This window comes from Acidovorax sp. (assembly GCF_027492855.1).
Taxonomy (GTDB): domain Bacteria; phylum Pseudomonadota; class Gammaproteobacteria; order Burkholderiales; family Burkholderiaceae_C; genus Acidovorax.
The window spans coordinates 24,530-47,820 of the sequence record NZ_JAPUDY010000082.1; the positions used below are offsets into that span (position 1 = coordinate 24,530).

The following is a 23,291-nucleotide window of genomic DNA, read 5'->3' on the forward strand; positions in this document are numbered from 1 at the left end:
GCTGCTTGCGCTTATAAATCAAGCGCTAGAGGCGATTTTTATTCAATTTTTAGGTTCCTCGGGCATGGGCCGGGCCTGCTGCATCAGGGCTTCCATCTGCTGCTTGACCTGTTGCTGCACCTGTTGGCTCTGCTCGCGCACCGTGCCCGAGGCGGCCGATGCAGGCGCTGCGGCGCCGGTGGCCGTGGGCAGCGCGGGCACCGGCGCGCGCGTGGCAGACAGCTGCTTCTTGGCCAACAGACCCACGATGGCCAGCACCACCACCAACCCGACCAATCCAAACAGTGCGCGCATACCCTTGCTCCTTGCCGGGCACAGGCTGCCCGCTTGCCACGGACCTGACTGTAAAGCCAAACCCCGGACACAAAAACGGCCGCTCGCGGCGGCCGTCAGGTACAGCACGGAGGCCGTCGGCTTTAATTGAGCGCCACGCGGCTGCCGTCCTTGAAGGTATAGAGCGTCACAGCGGGTGTGGTCAGCTCGCCCTTGGCCGTGAAGGCGATGTTGGCCGTCACGCCCTTGTACTCGGTCTTGGCGAGGAAGGCGGTGAACACCTTGGGGTCTACCGAGTTGGCGCGCTTCATGGCGTCGGCCAGCACCATGGCGGCGTCATAAGCGTAGGGGCTGTAGATCTGGAACTGGCCGGGGAACTTGGCGTCGTAGCGCTTTTTCCACTCCACGCCGCCCTGCATCTTGTCCACCGATGCGCCGCCCGTGGCACAGGTCACGTTCTTGAGCGCCGGGGTCTTGCCCGACAGCTCGGGCAGCTTTTCGGTGCACAGTGCGTCGCCACCAAAGAACTTCACGTTGCCCAGGCCCAGTTGCTCCATCTGGCGCAGCATGGGGCCAGCTTGCGCGTCCAGGCCGCCGTAGAAGATCGCGTCGGGCTTCTTGTTCTTGATGGACGTGAGGATGGCCATGAAATCGGTGGCCTTGTCGTTGGTGAACTCCTCGCCCACCACCTTCAAGCCCTTTTGCAGTGCGGTGGCCTTGAAGACAGACGCTACGCCCTGGCCGTAGGCCGTGCGGTCGTCGATGATGGCCACACTCTTGAGCTTGAGGTGGTCGGCACCAAACAGCGCCAGCGCCGCGCCCAGCGCGTTGTCGTTGGCAATGAGGCGGAAGGATGTCTTGTAGCCAGGCTTGGTCAGGTCGGGGTTGGAGGCCGATGCCGTGATGTGTGGCAGGCCACACCTGTCATACACCGACGAAGCCGGGATGGACGTGCCCGACTGCAGGTGGCCCACCACACCCGCCACCTTCTGGTCGCACAGCTTTTGCGCCACGGCAGTGGCCTGGCGCGGGTCGCCCGCGTCGTCTTCGGCCGCGATCACGAATTGGATCTTCTTGCCGCCGATCACGAGGTTCTGGGCGTTGAGGTCGTCAATGGCCAGGCGCACGCCGTTTTCGGTGTCCTTGCCGATGTGGGCAATGCCGCCCGACAAAGGACCGGCATGGGCGATCTTGACGGTCTGCACGTCCTGGGCCATGGCACTGGCCGGGGCCAGCGCGCAAGCGACCAAGGCGGCCAGCGAAGAGAGCGAGAAAAGGGGCGAAGAAGGAAGAAGGCGCAGCACGGTGAAGAACTCCAAAGTCAGTAAACGCGGCCCTGCAGCGCACCCATTGAATGAGCAGCAAGGCCCCGCATCCTAGCCACCCTTGCTTCTGTTTGATGGAACTGCTATGCAAACATAGCAATTTGTCCGGCCATTAATTTCGCTAATGCGGAAGGCCAGGCTGGGATAATCTCCCCATGTCTCTCCTGCCCCACCAGCTCGAACTGCTCTCGCCCGCACGCGACGCCGACATTGGCATCGAAGCCATCAACCACGGCGCCGACGCCGTCTATATCGGCGGCCCCGCCTTTGGCGCACGGGCCAGCGCGGGCAATGACATCCGGGGCATCGAGCGCTTGGCGCGCCACGCGCACCGCTTCAACAGCCGCATCTTCATCACGCTCAACACCATCCTGCGCGACGACGAACTGGAGGCAGCGCGCCAGATGGCCTGGCAGGTCTACGAAGCGGGCGCCGACGCGCTCATCATCCAGGACATGGGTCTCTTGGAAATCGACCTGCCGCCCATCCAGCTGCACGCCAGCACCCAGACCGACATCCGTACGCCCGAAAAAGCGCGTTTTCTGCAAGACGCAGGCCTGTCGCAGATCGTGCTGGCGCGCGAGCTGACGGTGCAGCAGATCGCCGCCGTGCACAAGGCCCTGGGCCCGGTGGATGCGCCGGGCCGCGCCAACATCGAGTTTTTCATCCACGGTGCGCTGTGTGTGGCCTACAGCGGCCAGTGCAACATCAGCCATGCGCAAACTGGCCGCAGCGCCAACCGGGGCGACTGCAGCCAGGCCTGCCGCCTGCCCTACCAGGTGACCGACGCGCAGGGCCGCTTCATCGCCCACGACAAACATGTGCTGAGCATGAAGGACAACAACCAGAGCGACAACCTGCGCGCCCTGATCGACGCGGGCGTGCGCAGCTTCAAGATCGAGGGGCGCTACAAGGACATGGGCTACGTGAAGAACATCACCGCCCACTACCGCACGCTGATCGACGAAATCCTGGAAGAGCGCGACAGCGCCGGGCGGCCGCTGGCACGCTCGTCCAGTGGCAGCACCACCTTCACCTTCACGCCCGACCCGCTGCAAAACTTCAACCGCGAGTTCACCGACTACTTCGTGACGGGCCGCAAGGAAGACATCGGCGCCTTCGACACGCCCAAGAACCCCGGCCAGGCCATCGGCTGGGTGACCAAGGTAGGCCCCGACTTTGTGGAGCTGGAGCTGAGCGACCCCAGCATGGTGCTGCACAACGGCGACGGCCTGTGCTACTACGACCTGCACAAGGAGCTGATCGGCATGGCCATCAACGTGGCCGAGCCCGCGTCGGCCCGCAGCGTAGGCCAGTGGCGGGTGTACCCCAAAGACCCCATGGACGGCTTCAAGGACCTGCGCAAGGGCACCGAAGTCAACCGCAACCGCGACATGGACTGGGTGCGCACGCTCGAGAAAAAATCCAGCGACCGCCGCATCGGCCTGTGGGCGCACCTGAGCGAAACACCTTCAGGCTTCAGCCTGATGCTGACCGACGAGGACGGCAACGTGGGCTGTGCGGACGTGCGGCACGCCCACCAGGCCGCCACCGATACCGCCAAGGCCGAGGCCAGCCTGCGCGAACAGCTGGGCCGCTTTGGTGCCACCATCTTCGCGGTGCACGACATTGCGCTGCAGCTCTCGCAGCCCTGGTTCGTGCCCGCATCGGTGCTCAACGCGCTGCGCCGCGATGCGCTGGCCGAGTTGGAAACCCAGCGCGCACGCAACTTTGTGCGCCTGCAGCGTGCCACGCCAGTGATGCCCCCCGCACCCTACCCCGACGACACGCTCTCGTTCCTGGGCAACGTGTTCAACCACAAGGCGCACGACTTTTACGTACGCCACGGCGTGAAGGTGATCGACGCCGCCTACGAAGCGCACGAGGAAGAAGACGAAGTCAGCCTCATGATCACCAAGCACTGCGTGCGCTTTTCGATGAGCCTGTGCCCCAAGCAGGCCAAGGGCGTGACGGGCGTGCAGGGCACGATCAAGGCCGAGCCGCTGATGCTCATCAACGGCAAAGAAAAACTCACCCTGCGCTTTGACTGTAAGCCCTGCGAAATGCATGTGGTGGGCAAGATCAAGCGCCAGGTGCTGAACCAGGCGCACGGCACGCCGCTGACCTTCTACCGGACCCGGCCCACGCCAACGCCTCAGCGCTAAGAGTCGGCGCGGCATCACAGGCCCCGCGCAATCCGAAACCCATCACACAGGCGGTGCACGACATGTCGCACCGGCGCAGCCATGGGCGGGCGCTGCGCAGGCCCACGGGCTTTGATGCACCCCATGTTGGCCAACGCCTCGCCACGTCACGTCACGGTGGGCCGCTTCGGCAAGAACCCTGTCCCGGACATTGTCGACCGGCATTCGCCTGCGCTCCCTGCCCTGCGCTCTGTTGGGGGCGTCTTATCAGCTGGACAAATAAACAGGTCAAACCGCAGATCCGCCTTGACAAAATCAATTACTCCGCACTATTTACACCGTCAATTTGAAATCTTAAACCAGGTTAAGTTATTAATAACCCGCTTGGCTATGATGAATTTAACCGGATCGACTTGTTGTGGCCGTCACCGGATTTTGATTGCCGCCTCTGGGCGGATTGGCTGCAAGGTACCTATGGAGTAAGCACGATGAAATTCCCCCACCTTTCGAGCATTGCAGCAGTGGTGATGCTGACGGGTTTTGCAGGTCCCACAATGGCTCAGAATATCAAGGCTGAAGCGCCCGCCATGACGATTGCCGAAAAAGAGGCTGCCAAGAAGATCTACTTCGAGCGTTGTGCTGGCTGCCACGGTGTTTTGCGCAAGGGAGCCACTGGCAAAAATCTCGAACCGCACTGGAGCAAGACCGACAAGGACGGCAACAAGACCGAAGGCGGTACGCTGGCTCTGGGCCAATCGCGTCTGGAGAAGATCATCGGTTACGGCACCGATGGCGGCATGGTCAATTTCGACGACATTCTGACCAAGGAAGAGCTGACGCTCATGGCCAAGTACATCCAGAACACCCCGGATGTACCGCCCGAATACAGCTTCAAGGACACCATGGATTCCTGGAAGCTCATGGTGCCGGTCGACAAGCGTCCGACCAAGCAGATGAACAAGATCAACCTGCAGAACGTGTTCTCTGTCACCCTGCGCGATACCGGCGAAGTGGCCCTGATCGACGGCGACACCAAGGAAATCGTCAACATCGTCAAGACCGGCTACGCCGTGCACATCTCGCGCCTGTCTGCCTCTGGGCGCTATGTGTATGTGATCGGCCGCGACGGCCGCCTGTCGCTGATCGACCTGTGGATGGAAAAGCCTGCCGTGGTGGCGGAGCTCAAGATCGGCTACGACGCACGCTCGGTGGACACCTCCAAGTTCAAGGGTTTCGAAGACAAGTACGCGATTGCAGGCTCCTACTGGCCGCCGCAGTTCGTGATCATGGACGGCGACACGCTCAAGCCCCGCAAGGTGGTGGGCACCCGCGGCATGACGGTGGACGGCGAATACCACCCCGAACCCCGCGTGGCCTCGATCGTGGCTTCGTTCATCAAGCCTGAGTGGGTGGTCAACATCAAGGAAACCGGCCAGATTCTGCTGGTCGATTACTCCGACATCGAAAACCTGAAGACCACCACGATTGCTTCCGCCAAGTTCCTGCACGACGGCGGCTGGGATGCTTCCAAGCGCTACTTCCTGGTCGCGGCCAACGCCTCGAACAAGATCGCCGCGGTGGACACCAAGACCGGCAAGCTCGCGGCCCTGGTGGACACGGCCAAGATCCCCCACCCCGGCCGTGGCGCGAACTTCGTGCACTCCAAGTTCGGTCCCGTCTGGGCCACCGGGCACCTGGGCGCCGATGTCGTGACGCTGATCTCCACCCCTTCGGAAGACCCGAAGCACAAGCAGTTCAAGCAATACAACTGGAAGGTGGTTCAGGAAATGAAACACGTTCCCGGCAACCTGTTCGTGAAGACCCATCCGAAGTCCAAGCACTTCTGGGCTGACGCTCCACAGAACCCCGACAAGGATCTGGCCGAGTCCGTGGTGGTGTGGGACATGGCCGACCTGTCCAAGCCCAAGGCCGTGCTGAACGTCGCCAAGGATTCAGGACTGCCCGAAACCAAGGCCGTCAAACGTGCCGTGCACCCCGAGTACTCGGCAGACGGCAAGGAAGTCTGGATCTCCCTGTGGGGCGGAAAGACCGACCAGTCCGCCATCGTGGTGTACGACGACGCAACGCTGAAAGTGAAAAAGGTAATCACCGATCCCAAAATGATTACCCCCACCGGCAAGTTCAATGTGTACAACACACAGCACGACATCTATTAATTAGAAAGTCTTGACCTGAAGCAATAATCCGAGGGACCTTTCCCTCGGATTACATGCCGTCGTGCCAAAATAAAAAGCGGGAACCATTGCAATGGCTGGAAAAATATCAACCCTATGGGGAAAACTAAAAAAGCCGAGCGCTAAATATTCCCTCATTGGCCTGCTAATGACGGGATTTATCTCCGGCATCCTGTTTTGGGGTGGTTTCAACACCGGGATGGAGGCCACCAACACGATGGATTTCTGTATCTCCTGCCACGAGATGCATGACAACGTCTATCAGGAATACAAAAAAACGATCCACTACAGCAACCGCACAGGTGTGCGTGCCGCCTGCTCGGACTGCCACGTGCCCAAAGACTGGACGCACAAGGTGGTACGCAAGATCCAGGCCAGCCGCGAGGTATGGGGCAAGCTGACAGGTTCCATCGACACCAAGGAAAAATTCGAGGCCAAACGACTGGTTCTGGCGGAACGGGAATGGGCCCGGATGAAAGCGGCCGATTCGCGTGAATGCCGCAATTGCCACAGCTTTGAAGGCATGGACACCGAGAAGCAAAAGATGCGTGGCGCAAAGATGCACAAGATCGCGCAGGAAGAAAAGCAGACCTGCATCGACTGCCACAAGGGCATTGCGCACACCAAGCCCAAAGGCATGAAGGAAGACACAGACGAAGACCTGTGAGCTTGCGCTTGTACGGGGTGACTGGTCCTGGCTGGGTCAGCTCCCTCCAGAACACCTACTAGGAGTTATCGATGAAAAAATCCTCCCTTTCCATGTTGCTCTTGGGTTCGCTGCTGGCCCTGGGCACGCAGACCGCTTTTGCCGCACCCGATTGGGCCAAGGTTCCCAAACGCGACATCCAAGTTTTCCATCCCGGTGTTTCGCCCATGGAGTGGGTGGGAAAAAAATCCGACCACAGTGGCACGGCTGGCCTCAAAAAGGGCGAAACCTGCATCGGCTGCCATGAAGAGAAGGGTTCGCTGAACTTCGACTTCAAGCGCCTGGCAGGCAAGGACATGGAGCCCAAGGGCGCGCCCAAAACCATGACCTACCCCGTGGCAGTGCAAGCGGCTTACGACGCCAGCAACCTCTACATCCGCCTGACCTTCAAGGCCCCCACCGGTGGCGCTGACCAAAGCGACAAAGACAACGAGGTCAAGGCGACCGTGATGTTCCCGGATGCGCAGGTGCAATTGGCCAACCAGGCCGGCTGCTGGGCGTCTTGCCACAATGACGCCCGCACCATGCCGGGCGCCGATGACAAGAAGACCAAGTACACCAAGGCGGGCTCGTACCAACTGATGCAGTGGAAGAGCACCAAGGGCGCCAAGGTGGCCAACGGGTCCGTGACCACTGATCGCAAGATGGACGGCGGCACCCTGGGCGCGCAAGCCGAGGGCGCCAAGGCGGGCGATACCTACACCGTCACGTTCACCAGCAAGAACCCTGGCGAAGGCAAGGCCGTGCCGTTCGGGATCGCTATTCACGGCGACCATGCGTCCGGCCGCTTCCACCACGTATCCCTGGGCTACACGCTGGGCCTGGGCGTGGATGGCGACGTCAAAGCGCTCAAGCAGTAGCGGTTGGCGCCTGGCCTGCGACTGGAGAGCTACACATTGAAAGCAGAGCCACCCCTTGCCTTGGACAATGTCGGTTGCAGCAAAGGCGGCCGCCCCCTGTTCCAGGGCATCCAGTGCACCCTGCATTCCGGTCGCTGGCTGCACGTGGCGGGCGCCAACGGCATAGGCAAGACCAGTTTGCTGCGCATGCTGTGCGGCCTGGCCCCGATCGAATCGGGAGACATCCTCTGGAATGGCCAGCCCATCCGCACCCAACGCACCGCATTCCAGCAAGACCTCTGCTATCTGGGGCACCTCAACTGCCTGCAGGAGTCCATGACGGTGCTTGAAAACCTGGCATTCGCCACCGCCCTGCGGGGCCACGCCGCCGACCCAGCGCAGATGTCCGACACCTTGGCCCGCTTTGGTGTAGCCGGGCGGGGCCAGCAGTTGGTGCGCCATCTTTCCCAGGGGCAAAAGCGGCGCGTCGCGCTGTCCAAGCTGGCACTCGCGCCCGCAAAGCTATGGGTGCTGGACGAACCCTTCGTGGCCATGGACGATGCGGGCATCCACATGCTGGCGGAGTTGATCACCGAGCACCTGGACCACGGCGGACTGGCCGTGCTGACCAGCCACCAGCCGGTGAACATCGGCACCACACCCGCGCAGACGCTGGAGCTGCGCGCATGAAGCCCCCGAACCCGCCCCGCCCCCTCGGGACAGGTGCCGTCCTGCTTGCCATGCTGCGGCGGGAAATCGCCCTGGCCCTGCGCCAAAAGGGTGAGGTGCTGACGCCGCTGGTGTTCTTCATCGTCATCGCCAGCCTGTTCCCGCTGGGGGTGGGCCCCGAATCGAGCTTGCTGCAGCGCATGGCACCCGGCGTGCTGTGGGTCAGCGCCTTGCTCGCGGCCATGCTGTCGCTGCAGCGCATGTTTGCCAGCGACTATGCCGACGGCTCGCTAGAGCAGATGCTGCTGTCGCCCACGCCCCTGGCGCTGCTGGTGGCCGCCAAGGCGCTCTCCCACTTCGTGCTGTCGGGCCTGCCACTGGTGCTGGTGGCGCCGGTGCTCGGCCTGCAGTTCGGGCTCGATGGCCAGTCCCTGGGCATTCTGATGCTCTCGCTTTTGCTGGGCACGCCCACGCTGAGCCTGGTCGGCAGCATCGGGGCCGCGCTGACCTTGGGTGTGCGCGGCGCAGGGGTTCTGCTTTCGCTCTTGGTCCTGCCGCTCTACATCCCCGTGCTGATCTTTGGCGCGGGCGCCGTGGAGGCTGACGCCTCCGGCCTGGGCGCCAGCGGCCATTTGTCTTTGCTGGCCGCGCTGCTGGTGCTTTCCATCTTCTTCGCGCCGCTGGCCACCACGGCGGCTTTGAAAATTTCCCTCGAATGAAAACACCCGGCTTTTCGTGGTTCAAATATGCCGCCCCCCAGAACTTCTACTTTCTGGCGGGACGGATGTGGCCCTGGTTTGCCGCCCTGTCGGCCGTGCTGATGGTGGCGGGCCTGTGGGTCTCCTTCTTTGTCGCGCCCGTCGATGCCCAGCAGGGCCAGGGCTACCGCATCATCTTCGTGCATGTCCCGACATCCCAGATGTCGATGTTCATCTACCTGGTGATGGCCGGATGGGCCGCCATCGGCCTGGCCTTCAATACCCGGCTGTCCGGCATGATGGCCTCGGCGCTGGCGCCCACTGGCGCCCTGTTCGCCTTCCTGTCGCTGCTCACGGGTTCGCTGTGGGGCAAACCGATGTGGGGCACCTGGTGGGTCTGGGATGCACGGCTCACGTCCGAGCTGATCCTGCTGTTTTTGTACCTGGGGTTCCTGGCGCTGCAATCGAGCATCGACGACCCGCGCCGCGCCGACAAGGCCTGCGCCGTCCTCGCGCTGGTCGGCGTGGTGAACGTGCCCATCATCTATTTCTCGGTGACCTGGTGGAACACCTTGCACCAGGGTGCCTCGGTCTCGCTGACCAGCGCGCCCTCGATGGCCGTGCCCATGCTGTCGGGCATGTTGATCATGGTGCTGGCCTTCTGGATGTACGCCATCGCCGCCGCACTGGCCCGGGTGCGCAACATCATTCTCGATCGGGAACGCCATACCGAGTGGGTGAAACATGCAATGGAATAGCTTTTCAGAATTCTTCGCCATGGGCGGCTACGCCGTCTACGTCTGGGGCAGCTTCGGGGCCACGGCCCTGGTGATGGGGGTGGAGTCACTATTGATCCACATCAAGCGCAAGGAAATGCGACGAAACCTTCGCGCCGAACTCCAACCCAACGGCCTCCAACCATGAAACCACGTCACAAACGCGCCGCCATCATCGCCGGTGGGCTGGCCGCAATCTCCCTGGCCGCCTTTCTCGTGCTCAACGCATTCGAGAGCAATCTGGTCTTCTTCTTCAGCCCCAGCCAGGTGGCTGCGGGCGAAGCCCCCAAGAACCGAACCTTCCGCGTGGGCGGCATGGTCAAGGTGGGCTCCATCGTGCGCAAGGACCTGACCGTCTCCTTCATCGTCACCGACACAGCCCAGGAGATGCCCGTGACCTACACCGGCATCCTGCCGGACCTGTTTCGCGAGGGCAAAGGCGTGGTCGCCCAGGGCAAGCTGAACAACGATGGTCTCTTCACCGCCGCCGAAGTGCTAGCCAAGCACGACGAGAACTACATGCCGCCCGAGGCCCAGCACGCAGTTGACCAAGCCCAGAAAACCATCCAGACGCTGAAGTAATTCCATGATTCCCGAACTAGGCCATTTCGCGCTGATCCTGTCCGTCTTCGTCGCGCTGGTGCTGGGCATCCTGGGCCTGGCGGGCGGGCAGACCGGGCGCCGCGACTGGATGGCCCTGGCACGGCCCGCGACGCAGGCGCTGTGGCTGCTGACCGCCTTTTCCTACGGCTGCCTGACCTACGCCTTCTATACCAACGACTTCTCGGTCGTCTACGTGGCGCAGCACTCCAACTCCAGCCTGCCCACCATCTACCGGATCGCCGGGGTCTGGGGCGGGCACGAGGGCTCGCTGCTGCTCTGGCACTTCATGCTGACCACCTGGATGCTGGCCGTATCGCTGTTCTCACGCCAGTTGCCCGACGCCATGGTCTCCCGCGTGCTGGGTGTGCTGGGCCTGGTGGCCGTGGGTTTTCTGCTGTTCATGCTGGTCACCTCCAACCCCTTCCTGCGGCTGATCGAGGCGCCAGCGGACGGGCGCGACCTCAACCCGCTGCTGCAAGACCCCGGCCTGGTGTTCCACCCCCCCATGCTGTACATGGGCTATGTGGGCCTGGCCATTCCCTTCGCCTTCGCCATTGCCGCCCTACTCAACGGGCGGCTGGATGCCGCCTGGGCGCGCTGGTCGCGCCCCTGGGCCACCACGGCGTGGATCTTCCTCACGCTGGGCATCGCCCTGGGCTCGTGGTGGGCCTACTACGAGCTGGGCTGGGGCGGTTGGTGGTTCTGGGACCCGGTGGAAAACGCCTCCTTCCTGCCCTGGCTGGTGAGCGCGGCGCTCATCCATTCGCTGGCGGTCACGGAAAAACGCGGTCTGTTCCGCAACTGGACCATCGTGCTGGCCATCACCGCTTTCTCGCTGAGCCTGCTGGGCACCTTCCTCGTGCGCTCGGGCGTACTCACGTCGGTGCACGCCTTTGCCACCGATCCACGGCGTGGCGTGTTCATCCTGATCTTTTTGTGCGTCGTGGTCGGCGGCTCGCTCACGCTGTTTGCCATGCGCGCCAGCAAGGTCCGCTCTAGCGGCAGCTTCGCACTGCTCTCGCGCGAGACCTTTCTGATGCTCAACAACGTGCTGCTCACCACCGCTGCGGCCGCCGTGCTGCTGGGCACGCTGTACCCGCTGCTGGTGGATGCGCTCAACCTGGGCAAGCTGTCGGTGGGGCCGCCCTACTTCAACGCCGTGTTCGTGCCCATCATGGTGCCGGTGCTGCTGTTCATGGTGGTCGGCACCTACGCCCGCTGGAAGAGCGACAGCCTGGCCGACCTGGCCCGCAAGCTCGGTGGCGCGGCGCTGGTTTCGCTGCTGCTGGGCTGCGGCCTGCCGCTGCTGGCGGGCCGCTGGTCCGCGATGGCCGCACTGGGCCTGAGCCTGGCGCTGTGGATCGTGCTGACCTCGCTGCAGCAGATTTACCGGCAACTGCGCGACACCCTCCACTGGAAAAGCACGCCCTGGTCGTTCTGGGGCATGCACATCGCACACATCGGCATCGCCGTCAGCGTGGTGGGCGTCACCATGGTCAAGGGCTACGAAACCGAAAAGGACGTGCGCATGGGCGTGGGCGACACCGTGGCCGTGGGCGGCTACACCTTCAAGCTCACCGGCATCCGTGAAGCCAAGGGCCCGAACTACAGCGCCGACGTGGGCGATGTGGAGCTGAGCCAGGGTGGCCAGGTGCTGCGCACGCTGCACCCGGAAAAGCGGACCTATTTCTCATCCACCATGCCCATGACCGAAGCGGCCATCGACACGGGCCTGACCCGCGACGTGTATGTCTCGCTGGGCGAGCGCCTGCAAGGCGGCGACCACCCGGCCTGGGCCATGCGCGTTTACTACAAGCCGTTTGTGAGCTGGATCTGGGGCGGTTGCCTGCTGATGGCCATGGGTGGCGCCCTGGCAGCGCTGGACCGCCGCTACCGCAAGAAGCGCGCGGTCGTTGCCTCGGGGGTGCAGATCAAGGGCGTGACAGCATGAAAAAGGCGCTCATCCCATTGGGTGTATTTCTGGTCTTGGCCGTGTTCCTGGCCATCGGCCTGACGCGCGATCCACGCACCGTGCCCTCGCCGCTGATCGGCAAGGACGCCCCCGCCTTCACTGCCCCCCTGTTGTTCACCCCCGACAAGCCGTTTGCGGCGCAAGACATGCGGGGCAAGGTCTGGCTGCTCAATGTCTGGGCCTCCTGGTGCACAGCCTGCCTGCAAGAGCACCCGGTGCTGATGGAATACGCCAAGCGCAAGAACATCCCCCTCATCGGCCTCAACTACAAGGACCAACCCACCAACGCCCTGAAGTGGCTGGCGCGCCAGGGGGACCCTTATGACCTGTCCGTCATCGACCAGGACGGGCGCATCGGCATCGACTTCGGCGTCTACGGCGTGCCCGAGACTTTCCTGATCGACCAAGCCGGCAAGATCCGCTTCAAGCAGATCGGCCCCGTCACCGAGGAAGCGCTGGAAAAGGACATCCTGCCCCTGATCCGGGAGCTGCAGAAATGAAGTTCTGGCTTGCCCTTGTGCTGGCGCTGCAATGCGCCCTGGCCGCGCATGCCGGTGAGGCACAGCCCCTGGCCGAGGACCCGGTGGTCGAACAGCGCATGGTGCTTATCTCCGAAGAACTGCGCTGCCTGGTCTGCCAGAACGAGTCGCTGGCGGGCTCCCGGGCCGACCTGGCGATGGACCTCAAGCGCGAGATCCGTACCCTTATCCAATCGGGCAAAACCGATTCGGAAATCATGGACTTCATGGTCAGCCGCTACGGCGACTTCGTGCGCTACCGCCCCCCCGTCAATCCCGTCACCTGGCTGCTCTGGTTCGGCCCCTTTCTGCTGTTGGCTGGCGCCGTCTTCGCGCTCGTGCGCGTGGTGCAGAGCAGCCAGCACGCCAATGCGGCGCCCCCCGTGCTCGACGCCGCCCGGCGCGCCAAGGCGCAGTCTCTTCTTCAGGATCCGGATAACCTTCCATGAGCATTTTTATTGCGATTGCAGCGGCGCTGACGCTGCTGGTCATTGCCTGGCTCGTGCTGCCCCTGCTTCGGCCAACCCCGTCGGATGGCGTGTCCAGCCAGCGCCTGAACGCAGCCATCTACCGCGACCAGTTGGCCGCACTCGACCAGGACCTGGCCCACGGCGCCATCAGCCCCGCCGACCACGAAAGCACACGCGACGAGCTGCAATTGCGCCTACTCGACGACACCGCCGAACCCGATGCGCCCACCCCCAGCATCAACCTCCCATTCCGGTCGGCGCGCCGCACGGCGCTTTTGATTGCCCTCACGCTGCCGCTGCTGTCGGCCGGCATGTACCGCTGGCTGGGCAACCCGGCTGCGCTGGACCCTGTGGCAGCAAAAAGCGCAGCCAATGAGCAGGTCGTACAAATGGTCGAATCCCTGGCCGCCAAGCTGCAGGCCAACCCCAACAACCCCAAGGGTTGGGCCATGCTGGCACGCTCCTACAAGGTGATGGGCCGCCTGGATGAAGCTGAGCAGGCCTACGACAAGGCCACCGACGCCATCAACAACCACCCCGACCTGCTGGTCGACTTTGCCGAGCTGCTGGCCTTGCGATCCCACAACCGCATGGAGGGCCGCCCCACGGCGCTGGTCCGCCAGGCCCTGGCCATCGACCCCGAGCACCCCAGCGCGCTGATGATGTCTGGCGTGGCGGCGTATCAACAGGCCGATTTCGACGGCGCCGCGCGGGAATGGGAAAAGCTCTTGTCCCTGCTAGAGCCCGGTTCCGAAGATGCCAAGCTGACCCAGGAGAACCTGGACGACGCACGCGCCCAAAGCGCCATGGCAAAGAAGCAGAAAGAGAAAGTCCGGCCCTGATGGTTTAACTATTGATACCAATGCGCCTTCAAAAATATAAATCCGTTCACGCTGAGCTTGTCGAAGCGCCACGCGAGGCTTCGACAAGCTCAGCCCGAACGGTTCTGATCGATTGAACGCGAATCTGTATGAGTAGTCGGCATCAACCAGCGTGAAGCCGTTCACTCTGATCCGGTCGAAGCGCTGCGCGAGGCTTCGACCGGATCAGCACGAACGGGTGTTTCAAGTTTCAAGATGCCGACTCAATACACCGGCACCAGCGTCTGCGCCAGCACGGGCTGCAGCGCCACCACCTCGCCCACGATCACCAGCGCGGGCGCCTGCACCTTCTGGGCTAGGGCCAACGCGGGCAGCGTGTCCAGGGTGCCGGTGATGCAGCGCTGGCCGGGCATGGTGGCGCGCTCGACAATGGCCGCCGGGGTGCGGCCCGGCAAGCCATGGGCCTGCAGTTGCGCACAAATGGTGGGCAGTGTGGCCACGCCCATGTAGAACACCACCGTCTGCCGGGGGCGCGCCAATAGCGGCCAGTCGAGCGCGGCCTCGTGCTCGCCGCGCAAGTGGCCCGTGGCCAGCACCAGCGTGCCCGCGTGGTCGCGGTGAGTCAGCGGTATGCCTGCGCAAGCCCCCGCGCCCTGCGCGGCCGACACGCCCGGCACCACCTCAAACGGAATGCCCGCCTGCGCCAGCGCCACGGCCTCCTCGCCGCCACGGCCAAAGATGAAGCTGTCGCCCCCCTTGAGCCGCACCAGCGGCGTGCCCGCGCGCGCCATCTGCAGCATCAGGGCAATGATGTCGGCTTGCGGCATGCTGTGGCAGGCCGATTCCTTGCCCACATAGATGCGCTGGGCACAAGGCCCCAGCAAAGCCAACACCTCGGCGCTGACCAGGTGGTCGTACAGCACGGCCTGGGCCTCGCCCAGCACACGTGCCGCGCGCACCGTGAGCAGATCCACCGGCCCCGGCCCCGCCCCCACGAGCGTCACTTTGCCAGGCTGGCCGCTGCCCTCGGGTGCGGCGGGTACAGGTTCAAACCTGCGGAAGTCGTCCATGAAGCTCATCGTGGCGCTTTCTTGTGTCGGCGGTGAGATGGCCCATTGTTCAAATACCAAGCTCTGCGCGTCCTTGAACCAGTTCAAGGACAGGCACGAAGGCACGCACGACGATGCTCATGCCCGCACGAAATGAAAGATGCAAGCGTTGCTCCACAACGCAGAGAACCGATGATGAAGCAGAACAAGAACGGTCGGCCGGTGCGTGAACGACGGGATTTGTGCCGTGAAATTCATCCCGGAGTTTTGAACGCCCTGCCACGCGCGATGGCAGGCCTGCTGTGCACCCTGGCCTGCGCCAGCGCCCTGGCCCAGGCCGCGCCACCATCCACCGATCGCCAGCAAGCGCTTGTGCGCATGGTGCGGCAAGACTGCGGCTCGTGCCACGGCCTGCACCTCACGGGCGGGCTGGGGCCACCCCTCACACCGGCGGCCCTGGCGGACAAGCCCACGTCTTCCATGGCCGCCACCATCTTCCACGGCCGCCCCGGCACCCCCATGCCCGGCTGGAGCGGCCTGCTCACCGAAGCCGAGGCGCAGTGGATTGCAGAGCAACTGCTGACCCGCTTTCCCAACGAAGCCCCCCGGACCACACCATGAAACGACGCGCCCTGCTCTCCTCCCTCGCCGCAACGCCCTGGCTGGCCACAGGCTGCGCCACCGCCGTGCAGACTCCGACCCTCATGGGCACGGGCGACCTGGGCGTGGTCATCGAGCGCGCCAACGGCAGCGTGCTCATCGTCAACACCAGCCAGCACCGCACCCTGGCGCGCGTGGCCGGGCTGGGCGACCTGTCGCACGCCTCCGTGGTGTTCTCGCGCGACGGGCGCAGCGCCTATGTGTTTGGGCGCGATGGCGGCCTTACACAGATCGACCTGCTCACCCAGCACATCGCCGCGCGCGTGATGCAGGCGGGCAACTCCATCGGTGGCGCCATCAGCGCCGATGGCGCACTGGTGGCCGCGCAGAACTACCAGCCCGGCGGCGTGAAGGTGTTCGACGCGCGCACCCTGGAGCTGCTGGCCGACCTGCCCGCCACCACGCAAGACGGCCGCCCCTCGCGCGTGGTGGGCCTGGCCGACCTGCCGGGCCGCCGCTTCATCTACAGCCTGTTCGACGCCGATGCGATCTGCATCGCCGACTGCAGCAACCCGCGCAAACCGCAGGTCACGCGGCTCGACGGCATCGGCCACCAGCCCTACGATGCACTGATCACCCCCAACGGGCGCCACTACATCGCCGGCCTGTTTGGCGAAGACGGCCTGGCCCTGGTGGACACCTGGGCACCCACACCCCAGGCACGCCGCATTCTGGCGGGCTATGGCCGGGGCGAAAAAGCCCTGCCCGTGTACAAGATGCCGCACCTGCGCGGCTGGGCCGTGGCCGGGCGCCATGCCTACTTGCCCGCCATCGGCCGCCACGAGGTGCTGGTGGTGGACACCACCACCTGGGCCGAGGTGGGCCGCATCCCCGTGGCAGGCCAGCCGGTATTCGTGATGGCGCGGCCCGACGGACGGCAGGTGTGGGTGAACTTCGCCGTGCCCGACTACCACCGTGTGCAGGTGATCGACACAGAGGCCCGACGCGTAGCCGCTACGCTGGAGCCCGGCAAGGCCGTGATGCACATGGAGTTCACGCCCCGCGGCGAGTCCGTGTGGATCAGTTGCCGCGACGACGACAAGGTGCAGGTGCTGGACACCGCCACGCTGGCCACCCAGGCCACGCTGCAGGCCCAGGCCCCCAGCGGCATCTTCTTCACGGCGCGTGCCCAGCGCATGGGGTTCTGACATGCTGGCCCATGGCGGCGACTTGCCGCTGCTCAACGCCTGGCAACGCGGCTTTCCGCTGTGCGCCGAGCCCTTTGCCGTGCTGGGCCACACGCTGGGCCGCTCTACCCATGATGTCCTTGCGGCGCTGCTGCGGCTGCAGCAGTCGGGCGTGCTGGGGCGCATTGGCGCCGTGTTCGCACCGGGCGCGGGGGGCGCGGGCATGCTCGCCGCCCTGGCCGTGCCGCCCGAGCGGCTGGATGCGGTGGCGACCTTCGTCTCCAGCCACGCCGGTGTCAACCACAACTACGAACGCGAGAACCCGCTCAACCTGTGGTTCGTCGTCACCGCGCAGGACCATGCCGCGATGGAGCAAACGCTCGCGCGCATCGAGCAAGGCACGGGCCTGCCCGTGGTGCGCCTGCCCATGCTGCGGCCCTATCGCATCGACCTGGGGTTCGACCTGGAACGCAGCACGGCCGCCGCAGGCGGCACCACGTCCACAGCGGCCATTCCTGTGGCCGATGCCGAAGTCGGCCTGGCCGCGTTGGCCGAGCAGGGGCTGCCCCTGGTCGCGCAGCCCTATGCAGCCTGGGCGCACGCGCTGGAGTGGCCCCAGGAGCGGGTGCTGGCCACCCTGGCGCGCTGGCTCGCACAGGGCACGCTCAGCCGCTTTGGCATGGTGGTGCGCCACCACGAGGTGGGCTACACCGCCAACGCCATGACGGTATTCGATGTGCCGGACGACCAGGTGGATGCCTGCGGCGAGGCGCTGGCCCGCCAGCCGGGCATCACGCTGGCCTACTGCCGCGCGCGCTCGGAGCACTGGGCCTACAACCTGTACTGCATGGTGCACGGCCGCGAGCGCGGCGAGGTGCTGGCGTTGATCCAGCAAGCCGCGCAGCAGGCCAACGTCGCCCACCGGCCCCGCGAGGTTTTGTTCTCGCTGCGCCGCTTCACCCAGCGGGGGCCACGCCGCTTCGCCACGCCCCGAAAGAGCGCCTATGCCCAAGCCTGACCAACTGCGGCTCGTGGAATACCTGCACGGCGGCTTTCCCCTGGTGGATCGCCCCTTCGCCGCCGTGGGCACAGTCCTGGGGTGGAGCGAGGAACGCGTCATCGAATGCCTGCGCCACCTGATTTCGCAGGGCGTGCTCACCCGGTTCGGCCCGCTGTTCCAGATCGAGCGCGCTGGCGGGCAGTTCATGCTGGCGGCGCTGGCCGTGCCCGAGGACCGCTTCGATGACGTCGCGACACAGGTGAACGCCCTGCCGGAGGTCGCGCACAACTACCGGCGCGACCACCCCTTGCTGAACATGTGGTTTGTGCTGGCCGCCGAATCCGCCGAAGGCGTGGCCCAGGCGGCGCGGCGCATCGAGGCGGACACGGGCCTGCCCGTGTACCTGTTTCCCAAGGAGCGCGAATACCACGTCGAGCTGCGCCTGCCGCTCTCCACCGATACCGGAGCCCCCCATGGCGCTTGATGCCTTCGACCGCACGCTGATCGCCGCCGTGCAAGGCGGCCTGCCCCTGGTGACCCGCCCCTACGAGGCCATTGGCGCCATGCTGGGCGTGGATGGTGAGCGCGTGCGCGCCCGCCTCGCATCCATGCTGGACGAAGGCCTGGTGCGCCGCATCGGCGCCGTGCCAAACCACTACCGCCTGGGCTTTACCGCCAACGGCATGAGCGTGTGGGACGTGGACGACAAGCAGGTGGACGCCCTGGCCGCACAGGTGGCACGCCTCACAGGCGTGAGCCACTGCTACCGCCGCACCCGCAGCCTGCCCACCTGGCCCTACAACCTGTTTGCCATGCTGCACGGCCGCACCCGCGCTGAGGTCGAACGCCAGGCCGACGTGGTGGCCGCGCTGCTGGGCACCGCCTGCCGCAGCCGCGACATCCTCTATTCCACGGCCATTCTCAAGAAAACAGGCCTGCGCCTGAAAGGCACGCACGATGTTTAGGATCAGCCAATACATGCGAGAGCTTGCCGCTGCCGAGGCAAGCGGCACCTACCCCAGCGTTCGCGACCGGAAACCCAAAGGGCCGGTGGTGATCTGGAACCTGATCCGCCGCTGCAACCTCACCTGCAAGCACTGCTACGCGCTCTCGGCCGACCACGACTATGAGGGCGAGTTGTCCACACAGGAGGTGTTCGGCGTGATGGATGACCTGCGCGCCTATGGCGTGCCGGTGCTCGTCCTCTCGGGCGGCGAGCCGCTGATGCGCCCGGACCTGTTCGACATCGCCGCGCGCGCACGCGATCTCGGCTTCTACACCGGCCTGTCCACCAACGGCACGCTCATCGACGAGCCCATGGCCGAGCGCATCGCGGCCATGGGGTTCGAGTACGTGGGCATCAGCCTGGATGGCCTGCGGGACACTCATGACCGCTTCCGGCGCATGCAGGGCGCCTTCGACAAGAGCTTGGCCGCCCTGCGCATGCTGCGAGCGCGTGGCGTGAAGGTGGGCATGCGCTTCACCATGACGGCGCTGAACGCGCACGACCTGCCAGCGCTGCTGCAATTGATGCGCGAAGAGCAGGTCGACAAGTTCTACTTCTCGCACCTGAACTACGCGGGCCGGGGCAACATCCACCGCGGCAAGGACGCGCAGTTCCAGGCCACGCGCGATGCGCTGGACATGTTGTTCGAGCGCGCCTGGCAAGCCGCGCTGGACGGACAGCCCGAGGAGTACGTCACCGGCAACAACGATGCCGACGGCCCCTACCTGCTGCAATGGGTGCAGGCACGTCTGCCGCGCTGGGCCGCCCACATCGCGCAGCGCCTCGCTGCATGGGGCGGCAATGCCAGCGGCCTGAACGTGGCCAACATCGACAACCAGGGCCTGGTGCACCCCGATACCATGTGGTGGCACCACACGATTGGCGACGTGCGCCAGCGCCCGTTCTCCAGCATCTGGAGCGACACCTCCGACCCGCTCATGGCGGGCCTCAAGCACCAGCCGCGCCCGGTGCAGGGCCGCTGCGCCGAATGCCGCTACCTGGCCCTGTGCGGCGGCAACACGCGCGTGCGTGCCCAGCAACTCACCGGCAACGCCTGGGCCGAAGACCCCGGCTGCTACCTGGAGGACGACGAGATCGGCCTGGCGCACCCCGCCCTCGCTGCAGGCACCCACGCACCCGCGCGCCAGCGCATCACCATTCCCATCCGCGAGCAGATCCATGCCTGACAACCGCCCTCCCTCTTCCTGGCGCGCGCTGCTGGCCAACGCGGGCCGCGCGGCCCTGGCCGCCGGGCTGTGCTGGATGGGCTACGACCTGGCACAAGCCCAGGCCGCCACGCCCACAGCCTCTCCCGCCGCCCTGTATGCCACCCACTGCGCCAGTTGCCACGGCGCGCAGCGCACCGGCGGCATGGGCCCCGCACTGCTGGCCGAAAGCCTGAGCAGGCTGCCTGCGGCCCAGGCCACGAAGGTGATTGCCCAGGGCCGCCCCGCCACACAAATGCCTGCGTTCGAAACGCTGCTGGCAGCCGCGGACATAGAGGCCTTGGCGGCCTACATCCGCACCCCCGTGGTGCCCGCCCCGCGCTGGACGGATGCCGACATCCGCGCCTCGCGCACGTTTCACACCACGCCCGACCGGACCGGACCAGTGTGGAAGGCCGACCCCATGAACCTGTTCGTGGTGGTAGAAGGCGGCGACCACCACGTGAGCCTGCTCGACGGCGACCGCTTCGAGGTCATCGCCCGCTTCGCCAGCCGCTTCGCCCTGCACGGCGGCCCCAAGTTCACGCCCGACGGGCGTTATGTGTACTTTGGCTCGCGCGACGGCTGGATCACCAAATACGACCTGTGGAGCCTCGCCGTGGTGGCCGAGGTGCGCGCCGGGCTGAACATGCGCAACGTGGCCGTGAGCGCCGATGGCCGCTGGGTGATGGCCGCCAACTACCTGCCCCACACGCTGGCGCTGTTCGACAGCGATCTGCAACTGGTGCGCACCTACGATGCGCGCACGCTCGACGGCAAGGCCAGCTCGCGCGTGTCGGCCGTGTACGACGCAGCGCCGCGCCAGAGCTTCGTGGTGGCGCTCAAGGACATTGCCGAGATCTGGGAAATATCCTACGACCCGAAGGCCGCTCCCATCCACGACGGCCCGGCGCACGAAGACAAGGTGGGCGAGGCCACCACCACGCCCAGCTACCAGGGCGTGCGCCGCACGCCGCTGTCCGAGCCGCTGGACGACTTCTTCTTCGACCAGAGTTACCGCCATGTGCTGGGGGCCACGCGCCCCAAGTCCGGCCAGGGCGACGCTACAGCCCAGGTGGTCAACCTTGACCAGCGCCGCAAGATCGCCGACCTGCCCATCGCGGGCATGCCGCACCTGGGCTCGGGCATCACCTTCGCGTGGAACGGCACCACGGTCATGGCCTCGCCCAACCTCAAGGACGGCAGCATCGATGTGGTGGACATGAAGACGTGGAAATCGGTGGCCAGCATCCCCACCCCAGGCCCTGGCTTCTTCATGCGCAGCCACGAGAAAACGCCCTACGCCTGGACGGACTCCATGATGAGCCCCACCGCCAAGGACACGCTCACACTCATCGACAAGGCCACCCTGAAACCCGTGGCCAGCCTGCGCGAGCCGGGCAAGACGCTGGCCCACATCGAGTTCACCCGCGACGGCCGCTACGCCCTGGCCAGCGTGTGGGAGATGGACGGCGCCCTCATCGTGTACAACGCCACGACCCTCAAGGAGGTCAAGCGCCTGCCCATGAGCAAGCCCGTAGGCAAATACAACGTGTGGAACAAGATCACGCGCTCGGAGGGCACCTCGCATTGAGCAGCAACGCAAAGCCAGCGCCGCGCCTGGCGGGCGACCTGGTGGTCTGGCTGCTGGTGCTGGCCGAACTGCTCACCTTCGGCATCCTGTTTGCCGCATTTGCGGTCACCCGCGTGCGCGAGGCCTCGCTGTTCGCTGCCGGGCAGGCCACGCTGGAGCTGTCCACGGGCGCCATTAACACCGTGCTGCTGGTGTCGGCCAGTTGGTGCGCAGCGCGCGCCGTGCATGCCGTGCGCGCCAACGCGTCGCGGCAGGGTGCGCGCTGGCTGCTGGGGGCGCTGGCCTGCGGCTGCGGCTTTTTGCTGCTCAAGAGCCTGGAATACCTGCACAAGTGGCACGAAGGCATCGACGTGGCCGAGAACAGCTTTTACCTGCTGTACGTGATGCTCACGGGCTTTCACTTCCTGCATGCCGCCGTGGGCTGCATCATCTTCGCCGTGCTGTGGCAGCCCACACGGCGCGGTGCCTATGGCCCCGGCAACTGCCACGCGCTGGAGACCGGTGCGGTCTTCTGGCACATGGTGGACCTGTTGTGGATGGTCCTCTTCCCCCTGGTGTACGTGCTGCGTTGAGATGAAACGACACCCCCCTGTGGCGCTTCGCGCCTTCCCCCCGCTCTCGCGCTACGCGCGGGCAGGGGGACGACGCCCTCGCTGCGGGGCGGCCCTTGCTTGGCGTCCCTCGCTTTGGCCGTGCCAGTTTCATGGGCGGTGAGTGGCGCACAGCGCCGTGGATAACTGACATGAGAAAAAAACTGCTGCATATCGACTGGATCTGGCTGGCCCTGCTGGCAGCCACCGCCATCACCTGGTGGGTGGGCGAGCACCCCGGCCCCACGGGCATCGGCCGGGGCGCGGCCTTGGCGGTGCTGGGCCTGGCGCTGGCCAAGGGCGTGCTCATCGTGCTCGACTACATGGAGCTGCGCCATGCACCCGCGCTGTGGCGGCGGCTGCTGCTGGGCTGGCTCGGCCTCACCCTGCTCATCGTCCTGGTGGCAACACTATGGCCTCGCTAGATTTACTATCAAATCTATAGCTACTTGCGCTTGATACAAAAGCGCCAGGTGCCAATTTAGTCATCAACTCACCCGCAACACGGGCATTGGCACCAGCGCTTTCCTTGAACCGGTTCAAGGAAAAAAACCCAGCAAATTGGGAGGATATGCCCCTCACACTCGAAGGAGGGCTTACGAATGAGCCAGGTACAAAGCGGATTTACCAAGCAGATGGCCCGCAACATGTTCTATGGGGGCACGGTGTTTTTCGCCTTGCTGTTCGCCGCCATAGTGTTCGACAGCGAGCGCCGCATTCCCGAGCGCTCCAACGCCCAGGCCATCACACCGGCGGTGGTAGCGGGTAAAAAAATCTGGGAGACGCGCAACTGCATCGGCTGCCACACGCTGCTGGGCGAAGGCGCGTACTTCGCGCCCGAACTGGGCAACGTCTACAAGCGCCGCGGTGGCGACTTCATCAAGGTCTGGATGAAGGCCCAGCCCACCGGCGCACCCCACCGCCGCCAGATGCCGCAGTTCAACCTCAGCGACCAGCAGCTCAATGACCTCGTCGAGTTCCTCAAGTGGACGGGCGAGATCAACACTGAAAAGTGGCCACCGAACATCGAAGGCTGAGAGAGGAACAACAC

The 23,291-nt window shown here is 65.0% G+C and carries 27 protein-coding genes; 24 read left to right on the plus strand and 3 right to left on the minus strand.

Features of this window, described 5'->3' with window-relative positions:
* Positions 1–42: 42 nt before the first annotated feature.
* A complete protein-coding gene (locus Q0105_RS16120) occupies positions 43–294 on the minus strand; it encodes a hypothetical protein (protein WP_298213148.1) in 252 nt (83 codons plus the stop codon).
* A 122-nt stretch (positions 295–416) separates the two neighbouring features.
* Positions 417–1,490 (minus strand): branched-chain amino acid ABC transporter substrate-binding protein, encoded by a 1,074-nt coding sequence (locus tag Q0105_RS16125; protein ID WP_298213176.1) that lies wholly within the window; start codon positions 1,488–1,490, stop codon positions 417–419.
* A 263-nt stretch (positions 1,491–1,753) separates the two neighbouring features.
* Here Q0105_RS16125 and Q0105_RS16130 point away from each other — a divergent pair, with 263 nt between their 5' ends.
* From Q0105_RS16130 to ccmI, 13 genes are all read left to right on the plus strand, one after another.
* A complete protein-coding gene (locus Q0105_RS16130) occupies positions 1,754–3,763 on the plus strand; it encodes a U32 family peptidase (RefSeq protein WP_298213149.1) in 2,010 nt (669 codons plus the stop codon).
* A gap of 533 nt (positions 3,764–4,296) precedes the next feature.
* Positions 4,297–5,919, plus strand: a complete 1,623-nt coding sequence (locus Q0105_RS16135) for a cytochrome D1 domain-containing protein (RefSeq protein ID WP_298213177.1) — start codon at positions 4,297–4,299, stop codon at positions 5,917–5,919.
* Positions 5,920–6,010: 91 nt separating this feature from the next.
* Complete coding sequence (locus Q0105_RS16140) at positions 6,011–6,604, plus strand: NapC/NirT family cytochrome c (protein ID WP_298213150.1); 594 nt, start codon at positions 6,011–6,013, stop codon at positions 6,602–6,604.
* A 71-nt stretch (positions 6,605–6,675) separates the two neighbouring features.
* Entirely contained in the window at positions 6,676–7,503 is an 828-nt protein-coding gene (locus Q0105_RS16145) for an ethylbenzene dehydrogenase-related protein (RefSeq protein WP_298213151.1), read from the plus strand.
* 60 nt (positions 7,504–7,563) lie between these two features.
* Complete coding sequence (ccmA, locus tag Q0105_RS16150; protein WP_298213152.1) at positions 7,564–8,172, plus strand: cytochrome c biogenesis heme-transporting ATPase CcmA; 609 nt, start codon at positions 7,564–7,566, stop codon at positions 8,170–8,172.
* A complete protein-coding gene (ccmB, locus tag Q0105_RS16155; RefSeq protein WP_298213153.1) occupies positions 8,169–8,870 on the plus strand; it encodes a heme exporter protein CcmB in 702 nt (233 codons plus the stop codon). Before ccmA ends, ccmB begins: the two co-directional genes overlap by 4 nt.
* Entirely contained in the window at positions 8,867–9,607 is a 741-nt protein-coding gene (locus Q0105_RS16160; protein ID WP_298213154.1) for a heme ABC transporter permease, read from the plus strand. The genes ccmB and Q0105_RS16160 overlap by 4 nt, the downstream gene beginning before the upstream one ends.
* Positions 9,594–9,773 (plus strand): heme exporter protein CcmD, encoded by a 180-nt coding sequence (ccmD, locus tag Q0105_RS16165; protein ID WP_298213155.1) that lies wholly within the window; start codon positions 9,594–9,596, stop codon positions 9,771–9,773. The genes Q0105_RS16160 and ccmD overlap by 14 nt, the downstream gene beginning before the upstream one ends.
* Positions 9,770–10,207, plus strand: a complete 438-nt coding sequence (gene ccmE / locus Q0105_RS16170; protein ID WP_298213156.1) for a cytochrome c maturation protein CcmE — start codon at positions 9,770–9,772, stop codon at positions 10,205–10,207. Before ccmD ends, ccmE begins: the two co-directional genes overlap by 4 nt.
* 4 nt (positions 10,208–10,211) lie before the next feature.
* Positions 10,212–12,179, plus strand: a complete 1,968-nt coding sequence (locus Q0105_RS16175; RefSeq protein WP_298213157.1) for a heme lyase CcmF/NrfE family subunit — start codon at positions 10,212–10,214, stop codon at positions 12,177–12,179.
* On the plus strand, positions 12,176–12,700 hold the full coding sequence (locus Q0105_RS16180) for a DsbE family thiol:disulfide interchange protein (RefSeq protein WP_298213158.1): 525 nt from the start codon (positions 12,176–12,178) through the stop codon (positions 12,698–12,700). The genes Q0105_RS16175 and Q0105_RS16180 overlap by 4 nt, the downstream gene beginning before the upstream one ends.
* Positions 12,697–13,167: a cytochrome c-type biogenesis protein gene (locus tag Q0105_RS16185; protein WP_298213159.1), complete on the plus strand. Its 471-nt coding sequence runs from the start codon at positions 12,697–12,699 to the stop codon at positions 13,165–13,167. Before Q0105_RS16180 ends, Q0105_RS16185 begins: the two co-directional genes overlap by 4 nt.
* Entirely contained in the window at positions 13,164–14,030 is an 867-nt protein-coding gene (gene ccmI / locus Q0105_RS16190) for a c-type cytochrome biogenesis protein CcmI (protein ID WP_298213160.1), read from the plus strand. The genes Q0105_RS16185 and ccmI overlap by 4 nt, the downstream gene beginning before the upstream one ends.
* A gap of 242 nt (positions 14,031–14,272) precedes the next feature.
* On the opposite strand, the gene cobA is transcribed toward ccmI, so the two are convergent.
* Positions 14,273–15,079, minus strand: a complete 807-nt coding sequence (gene cobA / locus Q0105_RS16195; protein ID WP_298213178.1) for a uroporphyrinogen-III C-methyltransferase — start codon at positions 15,077–15,079, stop codon at positions 14,273–14,275.
* Here cobA and Q0105_RS16200 point away from each other — a divergent pair.
* The 11 genes from Q0105_RS16200 to Q0105_RS16250 all read left to right on the plus strand — a co-directional run bounded on the left by Q0105_RS16200 (position 15,078) and on the right by Q0105_RS16250 (position 23,277).
* Positions 15,078–15,215, plus strand: coding sequence for a hypothetical protein (locus Q0105_RS16200; protein WP_298213161.1), 138 nt, complete (start codon positions 15,078–15,080; stop codon positions 15,213–15,215). The two genes, cobA and Q0105_RS16200, sit on opposite strands and share 2 nt — an antisense overlap.
* A gap of 131 nt (positions 15,216–15,346) precedes the next feature.
* A complete protein-coding gene (locus Q0105_RS16205) occupies positions 15,347–15,679 on the plus strand; it encodes a cytochrome c (RefSeq protein ID WP_298213179.1) in 333 nt (110 codons plus the stop codon).
* Positions 15,676–16,866, plus strand: coding sequence for a cytochrome D1 domain-containing protein (locus Q0105_RS16210; RefSeq protein ID WP_298213162.1), 1,191 nt, complete (start codon positions 15,676–15,678; stop codon positions 16,864–16,866). The genes Q0105_RS16205 and Q0105_RS16210 overlap by 4 nt, the downstream gene beginning before the upstream one ends.
* Before the next feature lies 1 nt (position 16,867).
* Positions 16,868–17,863, plus strand: a complete 996-nt coding sequence (locus Q0105_RS16215) for an Lrp/AsnC family transcriptional regulator (protein WP_298213163.1) — start codon at positions 16,868–16,870, stop codon at positions 17,861–17,863.
* Positions 17,850–18,329 (plus strand): Lrp/AsnC family transcriptional regulator, encoded by a 480-nt coding sequence (locus Q0105_RS16220; RefSeq protein ID WP_298213164.1) that lies wholly within the window; start codon positions 17,850–17,852, stop codon positions 18,327–18,329. Before Q0105_RS16215 ends, Q0105_RS16220 begins: the two co-directional genes overlap by 14 nt.
* Entirely contained in the window at positions 18,319–18,810 is a 492-nt protein-coding gene (locus Q0105_RS16225; RefSeq protein ID WP_298213165.1) for an Lrp/AsnC family transcriptional regulator, read from the plus strand. Before Q0105_RS16220 ends, Q0105_RS16225 begins: the two co-directional genes overlap by 11 nt.
* Positions 18,803–20,038, plus strand: coding sequence for a heme d1 biosynthesis radical SAM protein NirJ (gene nirJ, locus Q0105_RS16230; protein WP_298213166.1), 1,236 nt, complete (start codon positions 18,803–18,805; stop codon positions 20,036–20,038). Before Q0105_RS16225 ends, nirJ begins: the two co-directional genes overlap by 8 nt.
* Before the next feature lie 76 nt (positions 20,039–20,114).
* Positions 20,115–21,650 (plus strand): cytochrome D1 domain-containing protein, encoded by a 1,536-nt coding sequence (locus Q0105_RS16235; RefSeq protein ID WP_298213180.1) that lies wholly within the window; start codon positions 20,115–20,117, stop codon positions 21,648–21,650.
* Positions 21,647–22,222, plus strand: a complete 576-nt coding sequence (locus Q0105_RS16240) for a cytochrome c oxidase subunit 3 (RefSeq protein ID WP_298213167.1) — start codon at positions 21,647–21,649, stop codon at positions 22,220–22,222. The genes Q0105_RS16235 and Q0105_RS16240 overlap by 4 nt, the downstream gene beginning before the upstream one ends.
* A 170-nt stretch (positions 22,223–22,392) precedes the next feature.
* A complete protein-coding gene (locus tag Q0105_RS16245; RefSeq protein WP_298213168.1) occupies positions 22,393–22,665 on the plus strand; it encodes a cytochrome C oxidase subunit IV family protein in 273 nt (90 codons plus the stop codon).
* Between the two features lie 177 nt (positions 22,666–22,842).
* Complete coding sequence (locus Q0105_RS16250) at positions 22,843–23,277, plus strand: cytochrome c (protein ID WP_298213169.1); 435 nt, start codon at positions 22,843–22,845, stop codon at positions 23,275–23,277.
* Positions 23,278–23,291: the final 14 nt, after the last annotated feature.

Excerpts from the sequence above, each read along its gene's own strand:
- Q0105_RS16140 (WP_298213150.1), top strand. The coding sequence starts at position 6,011 with ATGGCTGGAAAAATATCAACCCTATGGGGAAAACTAAAAAAGCCGAGC.
- ccmI (WP_298213160.1), top strand. The coding sequence starts at position 13,164 with ATGAGCATTTTTATTGCGATTGCAGCGGCGCTGACGCTGCTGGTCATT.
- Q0105_RS16210 (WP_298213162.1), top strand. The coding sequence starts at position 15,676 with ATGAAACGACGCGCCCTGCTCTCCTCCCTCGCCGCAACGCCCTGGCTG.
- Q0105_RS16250 (WP_298213169.1), top strand. The coding sequence starts at position 22,843 with ATGAGCCAGGTACAAAGCGGATTTACCAAGCAGATGGCCCGCAACATG.
- Q0105_RS16180 (WP_298213158.1), top strand. The coding sequence starts at position 12,176 with ATGAAAAAGGCGCTCATCCCATTGGGTGTATTTCTGGTCTTGGCCGTG.
- Q0105_RS16185 (WP_298213159.1), top strand. The coding sequence starts at position 12,697 with ATGAAGTTCTGGCTTGCCCTTGTGCTGGCGCTGCAATGCGCCCTGGCC.
- Q0105_RS16145 (WP_298213151.1), top strand. The coding sequence starts at position 6,676 with ATGAAAAAATCCTCCCTTTCCATGTTGCTCTTGGGTTCGCTGCTGGCC.
- Q0105_RS16175 (WP_298213157.1), top strand. The coding sequence starts at position 10,212 with ATGATTCCCGAACTAGGCCATTTCGCGCTGATCCTGTCCGTCTTCGTC.
- Q0105_RS16205 (WP_298213179.1), top strand. The coding sequence starts at position 15,347 with ATGGCAGGCCTGCTGTGCACCCTGGCCTGCGCCAGCGCCCTGGCCCAG.
- ccmE (WP_298213156.1), top strand. The coding sequence starts at position 9,770 with ATGAAACCACGTCACAAACGCGCCGCCATCATCGCCGGTGGGCTGGCC.
- Q0105_RS16245 (WP_298213168.1), top strand. The coding sequence starts at position 22,393 with ATGAGAAAAAAACTGCTGCATATCGACTGGATCTGGCTGGCCCTGCTG.
- Q0105_RS16200 (WP_298213161.1), top strand. The coding sequence starts at position 15,078 with ATGAAGCTCATCGTGGCGCTTTCTTGTGTCGGCGGTGAGATGGCCCAT.
- ccmB (WP_298213153.1), top strand. The coding sequence starts at position 8,169 with ATGAAGCCCCCGAACCCGCCCCGCCCCCTCGGGACAGGTGCCGTCCTG.
- Q0105_RS16120 (WP_298213148.1), bottom strand. The coding sequence starts at position 294 with ATGCGCGCACTGTTTGGATTGGTCGGGTTGGTGGTGGTGCTGGCCATC.
- nirJ (WP_298213166.1), top strand. The coding sequence starts at position 18,803 with ATGTTTAGGATCAGCCAATACATGCGAGAGCTTGCCGCTGCCGAGGCA.
- Q0105_RS16160 (WP_298213154.1), top strand. The coding sequence starts at position 8,867 with ATGAAAACACCCGGCTTTTCGTGGTTCAAATATGCCGCCCCCCAGAAC.
- Q0105_RS16225 (WP_298213165.1), top strand. The coding sequence starts at position 18,319 with ATGGCGCTTGATGCCTTCGACCGCACGCTGATCGCCGCCGTGCAAGGC.
- cobA (WP_298213178.1), bottom strand. The coding sequence starts at position 15,079 with ATGGACGACTTCCGCAGGTTTGAACCTGTACCCGCCGCACCCGAGGGC.
- Q0105_RS16215 (WP_298213163.1), top strand. The coding sequence starts at position 16,868 with ATGCTGGCCCATGGCGGCGACTTGCCGCTGCTCAACGCCTGGCAACGC.
- Q0105_RS16135 (WP_298213177.1), top strand. The coding sequence starts at position 4,297 with ATGGCTCAGAATATCAAGGCTGAAGCGCCCGCCATGACGATTGCCGAA.
- ccmD (WP_298213155.1), top strand. The coding sequence starts at position 9,594 with ATGCAATGGAATAGCTTTTCAGAATTCTTCGCCATGGGCGGCTACGCC.
- Q0105_RS16235 (WP_298213180.1), top strand. The coding sequence starts at position 20,115 with ATGGGCTACGACCTGGCACAAGCCCAGGCCGCCACGCCCACAGCCTCT.
- Q0105_RS16125 (WP_298213176.1), bottom strand. The coding sequence starts at position 1,490 with ATGGCCCAGGACGTGCAGACCGTCAAGATCGCCCATGCCGGTCCTTTG.
- Q0105_RS16220 (WP_298213164.1), top strand. The coding sequence starts at position 17,850 with ATGCCCAAGCCTGACCAACTGCGGCTCGTGGAATACCTGCACGGCGGC.
- Q0105_RS16130 (WP_298213149.1), top strand. The coding sequence starts at position 1,754 with ATGTCTCTCCTGCCCCACCAGCTCGAACTGCTCTCGCCCGCACGCGAC.